The sequence below is a fragment of the Roseisolibacter agri genome (genome assembly GCF_030159095.1).
GTDB classification, from domain to species: Bacteria; Gemmatimonadota; Gemmatimonadetes; order Gemmatimonadales; family Gemmatimonadaceae; genus Roseisolibacter; species Roseisolibacter agri.
On sequence record NZ_BRXS01000006.1, the window covers coordinates 242,897 to 256,679 of the forward strand.

The 13,783-nt window shown below is 72.6% G+C and carries 13 protein-coding genes; 1 reads left to right on the forward strand and 12 read right to left on the reverse strand.

Translation table 11 applies throughout. From position 1 onward, the window contains the following. Nucleotides 1-6: 6 nt before the first annotated feature. The 12 genes from rosag_RS19450 to rosag_RS19505 all read right to left on the reverse strand — a co-directional run bounded on the left by rosag_RS19450 (nucleotide 7) and on the right by rosag_RS19505 (nucleotide 13,221). Nucleotides 7-1,545, reverse strand: a complete 1,539-nt coding sequence (locus tag rosag_RS19450) for an acyl-CoA carboxylase subunit beta (RefSeq protein ID WP_284351835.1) — start codon at nucleotides 1,543-1,545, stop codon at nucleotides 7-9. Nucleotides 1,546-1,681: 136 nt separating this feature from the next. Then, nucleotides 1,682-3,466, reverse strand: coding sequence for a 30S ribosomal protein S1 (locus tag rosag_RS19455; RefSeq protein ID WP_284351836.1), 1,785 nt, complete (start codon nucleotides 3,464-3,466; stop codon nucleotides 1,682-1,684). Between the two features lie 241 nt (nucleotides 3,467-3,707). After that, on the reverse strand, nucleotides 3,708-4,445 hold the full coding sequence (gene cmk, locus rosag_RS19460; RefSeq protein WP_284351837.1) for a (d)CMP kinase: 738 nt from the start codon (nucleotides 4,443-4,445) through the stop codon (nucleotides 3,708-3,710). 17 nt (nucleotides 4,446-4,462) lie between these two features. After that, nucleotides 4,463-5,728 (reverse strand): 3-phosphoshikimate 1-carboxyvinyltransferase, encoded by a 1,266-nt coding sequence (aroA, locus tag rosag_RS19465; RefSeq protein ID WP_284351838.1) that lies wholly within the window; start codon nucleotides 5,726-5,728, stop codon nucleotides 4,463-4,465. After that, entirely contained in the window at nucleotides 5,725-6,585 is an 861-nt protein-coding gene (locus tag rosag_RS19470; protein ID WP_425607526.1) for a 2,3,4,5-tetrahydropyridine-2,6-dicarboxylate N-succinyltransferase, read from the reverse strand. The genes aroA and rosag_RS19470 overlap by 4 nt, the downstream gene beginning before the upstream one ends. 2 nt (nucleotides 6,586-6,587) lie before the next feature. Then, nucleotides 6,588-7,532: a 4-hydroxy-tetrahydrodipicolinate synthase gene (gene dapA, locus rosag_RS19475; RefSeq protein WP_284351840.1), complete on the reverse strand. Its 945-nt coding sequence runs from the start codon at nucleotides 7,530-7,532 to the stop codon at nucleotides 6,588-6,590. Further along, nucleotides 7,529-8,254 carry a 4-hydroxy-tetrahydrodipicolinate reductase gene (locus rosag_RS19480; protein WP_284351841.1) on the reverse strand — a complete coding sequence of 242 codons (726 nt, stop codon included), beginning with the start codon at nucleotides 8,252-8,254 and terminating at the stop codon, nucleotides 7,529-7,531. Before rosag_RS19480 ends, dapA begins: the two co-directional genes overlap by 4 nt. Next, nucleotides 8,251-9,630 carry a lysine-sensitive aspartokinase 3 gene (gene lysC / locus rosag_RS19485; RefSeq protein ID WP_284351842.1) on the reverse strand — a complete coding sequence of 460 codons (1,380 nt, stop codon included), beginning with the start codon at nucleotides 9,628-9,630 and terminating at the stop codon, nucleotides 8,251-8,253. Before lysC ends, rosag_RS19480 begins: the two co-directional genes overlap by 4 nt. Further along, nucleotides 9,627-10,802 carry an aspartate-semialdehyde dehydrogenase gene (gene asd, locus rosag_RS19490; RefSeq protein ID WP_284351843.1) on the reverse strand — a complete coding sequence of 392 codons (1,176 nt, stop codon included), beginning with the start codon at nucleotides 10,800-10,802 and terminating at the stop codon, nucleotides 9,627-9,629. The genes lysC and asd overlap by 4 nt, the downstream gene beginning before the upstream one ends. Nucleotides 10,803-10,807: 5 nt before the next feature. Next, nucleotides 10,808-11,806 carry a M20/M25/M40 family metallo-hydrolase gene (locus tag rosag_RS19495; protein WP_284351844.1) on the reverse strand — a complete coding sequence of 333 codons (999 nt, stop codon included), beginning with the start codon at nucleotides 11,804-11,806 and terminating at the stop codon, nucleotides 10,808-10,810. 73 nt (nucleotides 11,807-11,879) lie between these two features. Beyond that, entirely contained in the window at nucleotides 11,880-12,413 is a 534-nt protein-coding gene (locus rosag_RS19500) for a hypothetical protein (RefSeq protein ID WP_284351845.1), read from the reverse strand. 316 nt (nucleotides 12,414-12,729) lie between these two features. Continuing rightward, nucleotides 12,730-13,221: a hypothetical protein gene (locus rosag_RS19505; RefSeq protein WP_284351846.1), complete on the reverse strand. Its 492-nt coding sequence runs from the start codon at nucleotides 13,219-13,221 to the stop codon at nucleotides 12,730-12,732. Here rosag_RS19505 and rosag_RS19510 point away from each other — a divergent pair. Next, nucleotides 13,199-13,756, forward strand: a complete 558-nt coding sequence (locus tag rosag_RS19510) for a hypothetical protein (protein ID WP_284351847.1) — start codon at nucleotides 13,199-13,201, stop codon at nucleotides 13,754-13,756. The two genes, rosag_RS19505 and rosag_RS19510, sit on opposite strands and share 23 nt — an antisense overlap. Nucleotides 13,757-13,783: the final 27 nt, after the last annotated feature.

A 13,783-nucleotide genomic window follows, 5' to 3' on the forward strand; every position in this document is an offset into this window, starting at 1 on the left:
CGGGACTCAGAGCGGCAGGTTGCCGTGCTTCTTGGGCGGATTGCGATCGCGCTTGCCCTGCAGCGTCTCCAGCGCGTCGATCAGCCGCGGGCGCGTGTCGCGCGGGTCGATCACGTCGTCCACGTAGCCGCGCGCCGCCGCCACGTACGGGTTCGCGAAGCGCTCGGTGTACTCGGCGACCTTCTCGTCCATCGCGGCGGCCGGGTCGTCGCTGGCCGCGATCTCCTTGCGGTAGATGATCTCGACCGCGCCCTTCGGGCCCATCACCGCGATCTCCGCCGTCGGCCACGCGACGTTGAAGTCGCCGCGGATGTGCTTCGAGCTCATGACGTCGTACGCGCCGCCGTACGCCTTGCGCGTGATGACCGTCAGCTTCGGCACGGTCGCCTCGCAGTACGCGTACAGCAGCTTCGCCCCGTGCTTGATGATGCCGCCGTGCTCCTGCGAGACGCCCGGCAGGAAGCCGGGCACGTCCTCGAAGGTCACGAGGGGGATGTTGAACGCGTCGCAGAAGCGGATGAAGCGCGCCGCCTTGAGCGAGGCCGCGATGTCGAGCACGCCCGCGAGCACCGCCGGCTGGTTGGCGACGATGCCGACGCTGAAGCCTCCCAGATGCGCGAAGCCGCACACGATGTTCGGCGCGTAGGCCGGCTGCACCTCGTAGAAGTCGCCGTCGTCGATCACGCGGCGGATGACGTCGTGGATGTCGTACGGCTTGTTCGGGTGGTCCGGCACGACGTCCAGCAGCGCCTCGTCGCGGCGCTCGCGCGGATCGGTGCCGCGCCCACGCGGCGGGTCCGCCATGTTGTTGCTCGGCACGTACCGGAACAGCTCGCGGATCGCGGCCAGCGACGCGAGCTCGCTGTCGTGCACGAAGTGCGCGACGCCCGACGTGCCGGCGTGCGTGTCGGCGCCGCCCAGCTGCTCCATCGTCACGTCCTCGTGCGTCACCGTCTTCACGACGTTCGGGCCGGTGACGAACATGTACGACGTGCCGCGGACCATGTAGATGAAGTCCGTGATGGCGGGCGAGTACACCGCGCCGCCCGCGCACGGCCCCAGGATGGCGCTGATCTGCGGCACGACGCCCGAGGCGAGCGTGTTGCGGAGGAAGATGTCCGCGTAGCCGCCGAGCGAGACGACGCCTTCCTGGATGCGCGCGCCGCCCGAGTCGTTCAGGCCGATCACGGGCGCGCCGTTGCGCACCGCGAGGTCCATGACCTTGCAGATCTTCTGCGCATGCGCCTCGGCCAGCGAGCCGCCGTAGACCGTGAAGTCCTGCGAGAAGACGTAGACGAGTCGCCCCTCGATGCGCCCGTACCCGGTGACGACGCCGTCGCCGTAGATCGGCTCGTCGCCGTTCTCGGAGGTGCGCGCCGCGACGAAGCGGTCGAGCTCCACGAAGCTGCCCTCGTCCAGCAGGACGTCGAGGCGCTCGCGCGCCGAGAGCTTGCCCTTGTCGTGCTGCGCCTTGAGGCGCGCCGCTCCGCCCCCGAGCTCGGACTGCGCGCGGCGGCGCCCGAGCAGGTCGAGTTTGTCTCGCATGGTCATAGGCGGGGCAAGCTACGCACGGCGCGCGGGGCGTTCCACCCTCCGCCCTATGGCCTGCACGACGAAGGCCCCGGTCCAGGGGACCGGGGCCTTCGCGTCATGCAGGGTCAGTCTCGCGACCGCGGGAACCTCAGAGGTTCTCCCCCTCGCTCGAGTGCACCGTGGGCGGCTCCTCCGGACGGGGCGGCTGCTCCTCCGGGATGTTCGTCACGGCCAGCACGATCCGGCGGTGGATCGGATCCACCTCGAGGACGCGCAGGTCGAGGTTCATCCCCTCGAACGCCACGTCGGCCGGGTTCGACACGATCTTGCCCGTGATGTTGAGCTGCGAGAGCGGGACGAAGCCCTCGATGTCGTTGCCGATCTCGACGACGACGCCCTTGTCCATCAGACGGACGACGTGCCCGCGCACCTCCATGCCGACCGGGAAGTTCTCCCCGATGCGGAGCCACGGATCCTCCTCGGCCTGCTTGAGGCCGAGCGAGATGCGCTTGTTGTCGCTGTCGATGTTGAGGATCACCACGTCGACCGTGTCACCCTTCTTCACGACCTCCGACGGATGCTGGACGCGCTTGGTCCAGCTCATGTCGGAGATGTGAATGAGGCCGTCGATGCCCGGCTCGATCTCGACGAAGGCGCCGAAGCTCGTGAGGTTGCGGACCTTGCCCGTGATGCGGGTGCCCACCGGGTACTTCAGCGGCAGCACCGTCCACGGATCCGTCTCCGTCTGCTTCATGCCGAGCGAGATCTTCTCCTCGTCCGGATCGACCTTCAGCACCACCGCCTCGATCGTCTCGCCGATCGACACCAGCTTCGACGGGTGCCGGACGTTGCGCGTCCAGCTCATCTCGCTGATGTGCACGAGGCCCTCGATGCCCGGCTCGAGCTCGATGAAGGCGCCGTAGTTCGTGATCGAGACGACCTTGCCCTGGACGCGCGTGCCGACCGGGTACTTGGCCGCCACGTCCTTCCACGGGTAGGCCTGCAGCTGCTTCAGGCCGAGCGAGATGCGCTCGCGATCCCAGTCGATGTCGAGGACCTTGATCTCGAGCTCCTGGCCGATCTGCACCATCTCGCTGGGGTGCGAGATGCGCCCCCACGACATGTCGGTGATGTGCAGGAGGCCGTCCACGCCGCCCAGGTCGATGAAGGCGCCGAAGTCCGTGATGTTCTTCACGACGCCCTTCCGGACCTGATCCTTCTCCAGCTCCTTCATCAGCTTCTCGCGCTTGCCCGCGCGCTCCTGCTCGAGGATCACTCGGCGGGAGACGACGATGTTGCGGCGGCGCTTGTTGAGCTTGATGATCTTGAAGTCGTACGTCTGCCCGAGCAGCTCGTCGATGTTCGGGACGCGACGCAGCGCGATCTGGGAGCCGGGGAGGAACGCGTCGACGCCCATCAGGTCGACGACCACGCCACCCTTGATCTTCTTGACCAGCGTGCCGGTCACCGGCTGATCGTTCTCGTAGGCCAGACGGATGCGCTCCCACACGCGCATGAAGTCCGCCTTCTTCTTCGAGAGCACGACCGAGCCCTCGGCGTCCTCGAGGTGCTCGAGCAGGACCTCGACCTCGTCGCCCGGCTTGAGGTCGGGCATGTCCTTGAACTCCTCGAGCGGGATGGTGCCCTCCGACTTGAAGCCGATGTCGAGGACGACCATGTTCTCGCGGATCTCGAGAACCTTGGACTTGACGATCTCCCCTTCCTCGATCGAGGCGAGGGTGCCGTTGTACATGTCCAGCATCTGCTCGTACTCGTCCGACGAGTACTCATCCTCGTCGTAGAGCTCGGGCCGACGGTTCGCGAGCGGACGCAGCTGGTTCTTCTGCAGGTCCCGCTTCTCACGCTGGGTGAGGGCGGGGGCAGGGGCGGCGTTGGACGCCGCGTCGGTGAGGGTGGTTTCGAGCTCGGCCATACTGGAGCGGGTCTCCAAATCGCGGATCTTTAGGCTCGCCGCGGCGAGTCAGAGAGGTGAGGCGCGTAGAATCGGTCGGAACCGCAGGACGGTCCGCCGGCAATCGCGCGCGAACCGTGCAACCTAGTGGCCCGGCCCGACCGCGTCAACGCGGCTCATCCAGCAAGTCGCGGTGGCAGGCCAATTTGCGCGCTTCGTGAACGAATCGCCGCGGCCCCGCGCCACCGGCCCTCGGCCGCGCTCAGCCGCCTGCGGCCCCGGCCTCGTCCGCGCCGTCCGGCGCCCACCCGCGCTCCAGCGCGCGGGCCAGCGCCACGATACGGTCGACCTGCTCCGCCTGCGTCAGGTAGGTGGTATCGAGCAGGATCGCGTCCTTGGCCTGGACGGTCTGCGTCGCGTCCTTGGCGTCCCGCTGCACGAGGCGCTCGGTCTCCTCGGCGATCTCGTCGTCGGTGGGGCGGCGGTTGAGCCGCTGCACCAGGCGCCGCCGCGCGCGCTCCCACGGATCGGCGACGAGGAAGATCTTGAGCGGCGCCGCGGGAAAGACGACGGTCCCGATGTCGCGGCCGTCCACGACCACGGCGTTCCCCTCGGCCGCCGTGCGGACGCGGGCGTTCACCCAGTCCCGCACGCCCGGCATCTGCGCGACCTTCGAGACGCAGCGCGTCACCTCGGCGCCGCGGATCCCGTCGCCGGCGGGCCGCTCGTCGATCAGCGGCTCGAAGCCGCCCGGAATGGGCGCCAGCCGCACGCGCGCCGCGAGCGCCAGCAGCACGGCCTCGGTCCACCCCTCCACCGCCCCGGCCTCCTGGGTCGCCAGCAGCGTCAGCGCCCGGTAGAGCGCGCCCGAGTCCACGTGCCGGTAGCCGAGCCGCTCCGCCACCCAGTGGGCGGTGGAGGACTTGCCGCTGGCGGCGGGGCCATCGATGGCGACCACCACCAGCGGCGTGTCGGACGGGACGGCGGGCGAGTGCGGCACGATGGGAGTGGCGAGGATCAGGCGATGGCGCCGGCGAGCGCGCGCCAGAAGCCGGGGAACGACACGTCCACGCAGGCCGGATCATCGACGGCGACGTCGCTGCCCGGCAGCGCTCCCAGCACGCCGAAGGCCATGGCGAGCCGGTGGTCGGCATGCGTGACCACGTTCCCGGCGAACGCGCGCGGTCCGCGGCCGTACACCACGAAGCCGTCCGGCAGCTCCTCCGCCTCCGCGCCGACCGCGCGCAGCGCCGTGACGACGGCCGTGATGCGGTCGCTCTCCTTCACGCGCAGCTCCGACGCGCCGCGCACGATGGTCTCCCCCTCGGCGCACGCGGCGACGCAGGCGAGCAGCGGCAGCTCGTCGATCATCGACGGCACCTCCTCGCCCTCGACGGTCGTGCCGCGCAGCGCGCGCCCGCCCTCGACCACGACGGTCCCGACGTCCTCCCCGCCCTCCTGCCGCTCGTCGTCGACGGTCAGGCGCGCGCCCATGCGCGCGAGCGCGAAGAAGAAGCCCGTGCGTGTCGGATTGAGACAGACGTCGGGCAGCCGCAGCTCGCCCTCGCTCGCGAGCGCACCCAGTGCGGCGAAGAACGCCGCCGAGGATGGATCGCCGGGGACCGCGGTGTCGAGCGCCGCGACGCGCGCGCCGGCCGGCACGTGGACCGCGCGGTCGTGCACCCAGACGTCCACGCCGCGCGCGGCGAGCATGCGCTCGGTGTGGTCGCGCGAGCGGTGCGGCTCGCGGACGGTGACCTCGACGCCGGCCGCGACGCCGGCGAGGACGATCGCGCTCTTCACCTGCGCGCTCGACGTCTCGCTCGTCCAGTCGAGGTCCTGCAGCGCACCGCCGTGCACGGTCATCGGCAGGCGGCCCGCGTCGCCGTCGTAGGTCACGCGCGCGCCCATGGCCTCCAGCGGCCGCGCGACGCGGGCCATCGGCCGGCGGCTGAGCGACGCGTCGCCGACGAAGCGCGCGGCGAACGGCTGCGCCGCGACGATGCCCGCGGTCAGCCGCGTCGTCGTCCCGCTGTTGCCGCAGTCCAGGTCCGACGACGGCGCCGTCAGCCCGCGCACGCCGCGCCCCTCGACCACGACGTCCGGGCCGAGCGCGGGCACCGCGACGCCCATCGCCCGCAGCACGCCCGCGGTCGAGCGCACGTCGGCCGAGTCAAGGATGCGGGTGACGCGCGACCGCCCGTCGCCCAGCGCGGCGAGCAGCAGCGCGCGATGCGAGATCGACTTGTCGCCGGGAACGCGGACCGAGCCGGCGACCCTCACCGCAGCCACTCCTCCAGCGCGGTGGCGAGATCGGTCTTCTCGTCGCGGTACTTCACGATCACGGGCGTCTGGAGCGCGAGCCCCTGCTCGCCCGCCCACGCGCCCTTCACCTGCCGCGCGCCCGGCACGACGACCGCCCCCTCCGGGATCTCGAGGGCCTGCTCGGGGGTCGCGCGGTAGACCGTCTCGCGCACCAGGTCGAAGACCGGCGTGCCGCGTGTGAGCACCACGCCCGCGGCGAGCACCGCGCGGCGGCGCACGATCGTCCCCTCGTAGACGCCGCTGTTGCCGCCGACGACGACGTCGTCCTCGATCACGACCGGCGACGCGTTCACCGGCTCCAGCACGCCACCGATCTGCGCCGCGGCGCTGAGGTGCACGCGCTCGCCGATCTGCGCGCAGGAGCCGACCAGCGCGTGCGAGTCGACCATCGTGCCCGCGCCGATCCACGCGCCGACGTTCACGTACATCGGCGGCATGCAGACCACACCGGGCGCGAGGTAGGTGCCGCGCCGGATCGTCGAGCCGCCGGGCACGACGCGCACCTGCGACTCCAGCCGCATCGTGCGCGGCGGCACCGTGTGCTTGTCGAAGAACTGGAACGGCGAGTGGCCGCCGTTGCCGCCGACCGACATGTCCACCATGCGGCCCGCGCGGAAGGCGAGCAGGATGCCGCGCTTCACCCAGGGCACCGCACGCCACCGCCCGTCGTCGCCACGGGACGCGGCGCGCACGTCGCCGCGCTCCAGCGCCGTCAGCAGCTGCTCGACGGTCGTGGCGGCGTAGTTGGGGAGCGCGCTGCCGGCCGGCGTCTCCGCCGCCTCGAGGATGCGGTGCTCCAGCTCCTGCAGGTTCACGGTCACGCGACGGTCTCCGGGGAGTGCGAGTCGGGCAGCGCGCCGGCGGCGCGCAGCGCGGCGGCGACGACCTCGTGATGCGCGTCGAGCAGCGGCACGAGCGGCAGGCGGAGCGCGTTCTCGCAGCGCCCCATCATCGCCAGCGCCGCCTTCACGGGGATCGGGTTGGACTCGACGAACGCCGCCTGCATCCACGGCAGCAGCCGGTCCTGCGTCGCGCGCGCGGCGGCGAGGTCGCCCGCGAGCGCCTGCGCGCACAGCTGCGCCATGAGCCGCGGCGTCGCGTTCGACACGACGGAGATGACGCCCTCGCCGCCGGCGGCGATCATGGGCAGCGTGAGCGCGTCGTCGCCCGAGAGCACGGCGAAGCCGCGCGGACGCTCGCGCAGGATCTCCTGCACCTGGGGCAGGCTGCCCGACGCCTCCTTCACGGCCACGACGTTCGCCACCTCCGCCAGCCGCAGCGTGGTGGCCGCCTCCATGTTGCTGCCCGTGCGTCCGGGGACGTTGTACAGCACGATCGGCAGCTCCACCGCGTCGGCGACGGCGCGGAAGTGCGCCTCGATGCCGCGCTGCGGCGGCTTGCTGTACGCGGGCGAGACGTGCAGCAGGTGCGTGGCGCCGGCCTGGCGCATCGCGCGCGACTGCGCGATGGCGCGCTGCGTGTCGTTGGAGCCCGCGCCCGCGACGACCGCGACCCGGCCCGCGACCTCCTCGACCACGATCGCGACGACGCGCTGCTGCTCCTCGAGCGTCATCGTCGCGGCCTCGCCGGTGGAGCCGCACGGCACGAGGAAGTCGATGCCCTCCGCGAGCTGCCAGCGCACGAGGGCGCGCAGCGCCGGCTCGTCCACCGCGCCGTCCGTGGTGAACGGCGTCACGAGTGCGGTGCCGCACCCGCGCAGCGCCGCGGTCCGTTCGCCCGCGTGACGTCCGCTCTCGCTCATGTGCGCGCCTCCGCGCCCTCGCGTCCGGACGCGAGCACGTCCTGCATGGTGTAGACGCCCGGCGTGCGCCCCGCCGCGAGCCACCGCGCCGCGACGAGCGCGCCTTCCGCGAACACGCGCCGGTCGCGCGCCTCGTGCGTCAACGTCACCTGCTCGAACGGCGCGTCGAACACGAGCGCGTGCGTACCCGGCACGTGACCGACGCGCACCGCGGTGATCGGCACCTCGTCGCCGCCGCCTGCCCGCACCGCCCGCGCGATCGCCAGCGCCGTGCCCGACGGCGCGTCCTTCTTGGCGGTGTGGTGCGTCTCGACGAGGTGCGCGTCGAACCCCGCGTCGCGCAGGACCCGCGCCGCCGCGGCGGCCACCGCCAGCATCGCGTTCACACCGACGGAGAAGTTCGCCGCCCAGAGGAGCCGCCCGCCCGCCGCGTGCACGTCGTCCGTGAGCCGCGGCAGCGCGTCCAGCCAGCCCGTGGTGCCGACGACGACGGGAACGCCTGCCGCGAGGCAGGCGCGCGCGTTGCCCACGGCGGCCCCCGGCTCCGTGAACTCGATGGCGACGTCGGCGCCCGCGAGCGACTCCGCGGTCACCGCGTGCTCGTGGTCGAGCGTCGCGACGACCGGGATGCCGCGTTCCGCCGCGAGCGCGGCGATGGTGCGGCCCATGCGGCCCATGCCGATGAGCGCGACGCGCGGGACGTCGCCGGCCGGCGCAGTCATGAGGCGGAACCCGCGGCGCCCCCGGGCGCGCCTCCAAAGAATGCGTCGTGCAGCCGCTGCATCGCCGGCGTGACCTGGTCGGCGTCGAGCACCAGCGTGAGGTTGATCCCCGTCGCGCTCACCGACGCCATGTGCACGCGCGCGTCCCCCAGCGCGGCGAAGGCGCGCGCCATCGCGTTCGAGCCGTCGGTGAGGCCCGCGCCCACCACGCTCACGATGCCGCGGCCGCGATCGACCGACACGTCGCCGAGCGCGCGCAGGTCGACGAGCAGCGCCTCGAGGTTCTCCGCGTCGTCGAGCGTCACCGAGATCGAGACCTCCGACGTCGCGATGACGTCGATCGACGTGCGGTGCCGCTCGAATATGTCGAACACCGTGCGCAGGAAGCCCGGCGCCAGCAGCATGCGCGCGGAGCGCAGCTTCACCACCGTCGTCGAGGGCTTGGCGGCGATGGCGCTCACGGGACGGCGCGGCGCGTCCGACGTGATCAGCGTGCCCGCCCCTTCCGGACGTCGCGAGTTGTAGACGTAGACCGGTATCCCGCGGCGCACCGCCGGCGTGATCGTGCTCGGGTGCAGCACCTTCGCCCCGAACGACGCCAGCTCGCTCGCCTCGTCGAAGCGGATGCGCTCGATGAGCTTCGCGTCGGGCACCACGCGCGGATCGGCCGTGAGCATCCCGTCCACGTCGGTCCAGATCTCGATCGCGTCGGCCTGCAGCGCCGCGCCGAACAGCGACGCGCTGTAGTCCGAGCCGCCGCGCCCGAGCGTCGTGGTCACGCCCTCCGACGTCGCGCCGATGAAGCCGCCCGTCACCGGGATGCGCCCCTCGCGCAGGATCGGCAGGAAGCGCTCGCGCGCCCGCTCCGCGATCGCGTCGACCTGCGGCTCGGCGCGGCCGTACCGATCGTTGGTGATCATCACCTGCCGCGCGTCCACGAACTCGGCCGGGATGTCGCGCGCGCGGAACGCGGCCACCACCAGCTGCGACGAGAGCAGCTCGCCCTGCGCGGCGATCGCGTCCTGGCTGCGCGCCGTGAGGTAGCCGAGCACGCTCAACGCCTCGGCCAGCCGCGCGAGGTCGTCGAAGCTCGCGCTCAGCTCCGCGCCCACCTCGCGCACCACCGTCTCGTCGGGCACCAGGTCGGCGAGCGCCTGCAGGTGCTTCTCGCGCAGCACCTCGACGCTGCGCACCGCGCCGACGAGATGCCCCTTGGACGCCTGCTCCGAGATCGCGATCAGCGCGTTCGTCGCGCCCGACATCGCGGACACCACCACCAGCGGCCGGCCGGGCATGCGACCGCGCACGATCGCCGCCGCGCGATCGATGGCCGCCGCGTCGCCGACCGACGTGCCGCCGAATTTGACGACGATCACGACGCCCGCGCCGCGGCGGCGCCGGTGATCTCGGCCAGCAGCCCAGCGGGCACCGGCGGCGCGCCCATCACGCACAGCTCCGCGTTCAGGATCGAGCCGCCCGCCGCGCCGCGGATGGTGTTGTGCCCCATCGCGACGAGCTTGACGTCCAGCAGCGCGTCCTCGCGCACGCGGCCCACGACGACGCTCATGCCGCGCCCCGCGTTCACGTCGCGGCGCGGCTGCGGCCGGTCCGGCGCGTCGGTGACGACGATCGGGCGCGCGGGCGCGCTGGGACACGCCTCCAGGAAGCCGACGATCCCGTCGGGCCCGCGCCACGCGCGCAGCGCCTCGCTCACGTCGGCCGGCGACACGCGACGCGCGAAGCCGACCGAGAGGCAGACCGTGTGGCCGTGCTCCACCGCGACGCGGTTGGCGTGCGCGCTCACGCGCAGCGGCGTGTGCGTCACCGCGCCGTCCCCGTACGTGCCGAGGAGCTTGCGCATCTCCTCCTCGATCTTGGGCTCCTCGTCGGCGATGTACGGGATCGCGTTCCCGAGGATGTCGAGCGAGGGCACGCCGGGATAGCCGGCGCCCGACACGGCCTGCATCGTCGCCGCGAAGACGCGCTCGATCCCGAACGCCTGGTGCAGCGGCGCCAGCGCCATCGCCGCGACCGTCACCGAGCAGTTCGCGTTCGTGATGAGTGCGCCGCTCCAGCCGCGCAGCATGCGCTGCTTCTCGAGCAGCGCGACGTGCGACCAGTTCACCTCGGGGATGAGCAGCGGCACGTCCGCCGCCATCCGGTAGTTCTTCGCGTTGCTGAACACGAGACGGCCCGCGGCCGCGAACGCCGGCTCCACGTCCCCCGCCGCCGACGAGTCGAGCGCCGAGAAGACGATGGGCGCGCGTACGGCGGCCGGATCGCACGGCAGCACCTGCACCTCGCGCAGGCGCGCCGGCATCTGCCCCTCGATCCAGCGTGCGGCCTCGTGGTACGGCCGGCCAGCGGAGCGCTCGGACGCGGCGAGCTCCGTCACCTCGAACCAGGGATGGCCTTCCAGCAGCCGCACGAAGGTCTGCCCCACCGCGCCCGTCGCGCCGAGGATCGCGACCGGGATGCGCTTGCCGCGCAGCGAGGCGGGAGCGGGCGTATGCGCGGGCGGCGTGGGCGCGACGGAGTCGTGAGGCATGGTGGTCACCGGTCGGCGAGCAGCGCGCGCACGATGCGCTCGTAGGCGTCGACGCTCGCGCGCAGCTCGTCCACGTGGACGTACTCGTCCGGCGTGTGCGCGACCTGGATGGAGCCCGCGCCGAAGAGCAGCGGCGTGCCCCAGCGCGAGAGCAGCGGGATGTCGGACGTGTACGCGACCGGCGCGACCTCGAAGCCGTCGATCGTGTGGAAGCGCTGCGCGGGGATGTGCGAGCCCCACTCGAGCTCCGCGTGGCCGTCGGCCCACGTCTGCAGCTGCGCCTTCAGCGGCTCGACGTCGCCGACGAGCCGGAACATCACCTCCGCCTCGGCGTGCGCGGGGACGATGTTGGCCTCGGTGCCGCCGCGGATCACGCCGATGTTGTACGTCGTGTCGCCGAGCACGGGATCGCTCGGCAGCGGCAGGTCACGCAGCGTCGGCAGCAGCGCGAGGAGCGGCTCGATCGCCGAGCGGCCGAGGTGGGCGTAGGCCGAGTGGGCTTCGCGGCCGCGCGTGCGGACGATGACGCGCAGCGAGCCCTTCGCCCCCGTCGCGAGGCGGCTCTCGGTGGGCTCGCCGTTGACGAGGAAGCGGCTGGTCGCGGGGAGCGAGTTGGCCGCGCGCGCCCCGTCGGAGCCCTTCTCCTCCCCGACGACGAACAGCAGGTCGACGCGCTCCTCGCCCGCCTGCGCGAGGCGATCCGCGGCGACGAGCATCGCCGCGGCGATCCCCTTCGCGTCGCAGGCGCCGCGGCCGTACAGCCGGCTGCCCTCGAGGCGCGGCGGGTAGTACGGCGGCACCGTGTCGAGGTGCGTGGAGAGCGTGACGCCGCCACCGGCGCGCGACGCCCACACGTTCCCGCGGCCGGGCGAGACCTCCTGCACGGTGACGTTCCAGCCGCGGCGCACGAGCCAGCGGGAGACGAAGTCGACGGCGGGTCCCTCGCCCGCGGTGGGCGACTGGATGGCGAGCAGTTCGGCGGCGAGCGCGACGACGTCGGTCATGCGCGCAAAGCTAGCGGAGCCGTGTACCCGTCGCCACGCGGCGTCGGGCACACGGCGTGGTCTCCGCGATCGGTCAGAGCGTCGTGCGCGGCGTCGTCGCGTCGCCCAGCTGCGACGCCGACATCGTCGGATCGGTCCCGCGCACGTGCTCGACGAACATCTGCTGCACGAGGCGGTTCGCCTCCTTCGCGTACTCGTCGTGGTGGCGCTCCCCCATCTCGCCGATCTGCGCGAGCTGCGCGTCGCCGAGCACGCGGCCGGCCTCGCGGAACGTCTTGAACGTGTCCTCGGACTGCCGCGACGTGACGATGTCGCCGACGAGGCGGAGGAAGTCGCTCTCGCGTGCCGCATCGGCCAGGTCGCGCGCGAAGCCCAGCGCCGCGCCGAGCGCCTTCTTCCCGGCGCCCGCCTCGGCGCCGATGGACATCTGGTACTGCTCGAGCATGCGCTGGTGCTCGCGCACCTGCGGGATGAAGCGGCTGCAGAGGTCGCGGAAGCGCGGGTCCTCCGCCTGGCCCTCGTGGTCCTCGAGGTTCTTGAGGAAGGTCCGGTGCTGCATCACGGCGTTGTTGATCTGGCTCTTCAGGAAGTCCTGTCCGCGATCCATGTGCGTCTCCTCGTGTCGGTGGTGGTGAGCCGGCCTGCAGGGTGCACGAGACGCGCCACCCGCGGCCGCGCCGCGTTCCGGCGCGGTCGCGGGTGGCGAGCCGGACCGGAGCCGGCCCGGCCGCCGCCGCCAACCCGGGAGCGTGCCCAGGGAACCAAAGCTATGCCGTTGCGTATCAATAACTTGCGCGAGGCGCCGAGAAGACGCGGGACCGGTCGAAAAGTGTTGCTTGCGCGCGACGTTTCGGTTATTCTTCGGGACCGCGCGACGACCGCGCGGCGACCGAATCGACGTCAGGAGCCCGCGTGAAAGTCCCTCAGAAATCCCCGTCGCGGGCCCCCCAGCGGACGTCCGGCGCGGCGCGTCCGGCAGCGCCGAAGCCGGCGGTGGCGGCCCCGCCACAGGCGGCGGCGAAGCGCCCGGCGAAGGCTTCCTCGACGCCCGCGGCGGTTCCGCTGGCGACCGTGAAGCCGGCGCCCGTCGCAAAGGCGCAGCGCAAGGCCGTCCCGAAGCCGGTCCCGAAGCCCGTCGTCGTGCCCGTCGCGAAGGTGGCGACGAAGGCTGCACCTCGGGCTCCCCTGGGGCCGGCGAAGACCGCGACGGCCAAGGCCCCCACGGCGGCGCCCGCGAAGGGAGAGCGACCGGCGGCGAAGCCGGCGGAGCAGCCGAGTCCGAAGGGAAGCACCCCGAAGGCGAGCACCGCGAAGGCGAAGGCGCCGGCGGCGGCGCCCGCGAAGAAGGGCGCGGCGAAGAAGGCGGCGGCGAAGGCCGCCTCTCCGGCGCCCGTGAAGAAGGCGACCGCGCGCAAGGCGAAGGTCGCGAAGGTCGCGAAGGTCGCGAAGGTCGCGAAGGTCGCGACCCGTGCCACGAAGCAGGCGGTGGTCGCGGCCAAGCGCGCGCGGCCCGAGCCGTCGCGTCCGGTGCGTGCCGCGAGCACCAGCCGCGTCGCGCCGACACGGACGCCGGCGCGCACCGCACGTACACTGTCGACGCCGGCCCGCCCGACCAAGCGAGCCGTCGCCGGCAAGGCCGCAACCGCTACGAAGGCAGGAAAGGCGGGGCAGAAGGGCAAGGCTGCACGTCCGGTCGTCCCGGTCGAGCGGCTGGTGAAGATCCGGGAGCTGGACCCGTTCGCGCGCTGCGGGCCGGACACGTCGGTGGAGCAGCTCTATCGCGTGGACGAGTCGCTCGACGGACGGCCCACGGTGCACCTGGTCTTCCTCGACCGGCACGGGTGGTACTGCTTCCACGGGCGGACCTGTCCCGCGGTGACGGACGTGCACCGCGAGTTCCGGATCCCCCGCCCGAACAACACGAACGCCGCACTGCGGGCGCGCGCCTGACTGGCGCTGACGGCGCGCCCTCGAGTC

Excerpts from the sequence above, each read along its gene's own strand:
- rosag_RS19450 (WP_284351835.1), bottom strand. The coding sequence starts at position 1,545 with ATGCGAGACAAACTCGACCTGCTCGGGCGCCGCCGCGCGCAGTCCGAG.
- rosag_RS19455 (WP_284351836.1), bottom strand. The coding sequence starts at position 3,466 with ATGGCCGAGCTCGAAACCACCCTCACCGACGCGGCGTCCAACGCCGCC.
- dapA (WP_284351840.1), bottom strand. The coding sequence starts at position 7,532 with ATGAGCGAGAGCGGACGTCACGCGGGCGAACGGACCGCGGCGCTGCGC.
- rosag_RS19480 (WP_284351841.1), bottom strand. The coding sequence starts at position 8,254 with ATGACTGCGCCGGCCGGCGACGTCCCGCGCGTCGCGCTCATCGGCATG.
- asd (WP_284351843.1), bottom strand. The coding sequence starts at position 10,802 with ATGCCTCACGACTCCGTCGCGCCCACGCCGCCCGCGCATACGCCCGCT.
- rosag_RS19495 (WP_284351844.1), bottom strand. The coding sequence starts at position 11,806 with ATGACCGACGTCGTCGCGCTCGCCGCCGAACTGCTCGCCATCCAGTCG.
- rosag_RS19500 (WP_284351845.1), bottom strand. The coding sequence starts at position 12,413 with ATGGATCGCGGACAGGACTTCCTGAAGAGCCAGATCAACAACGCCGTG.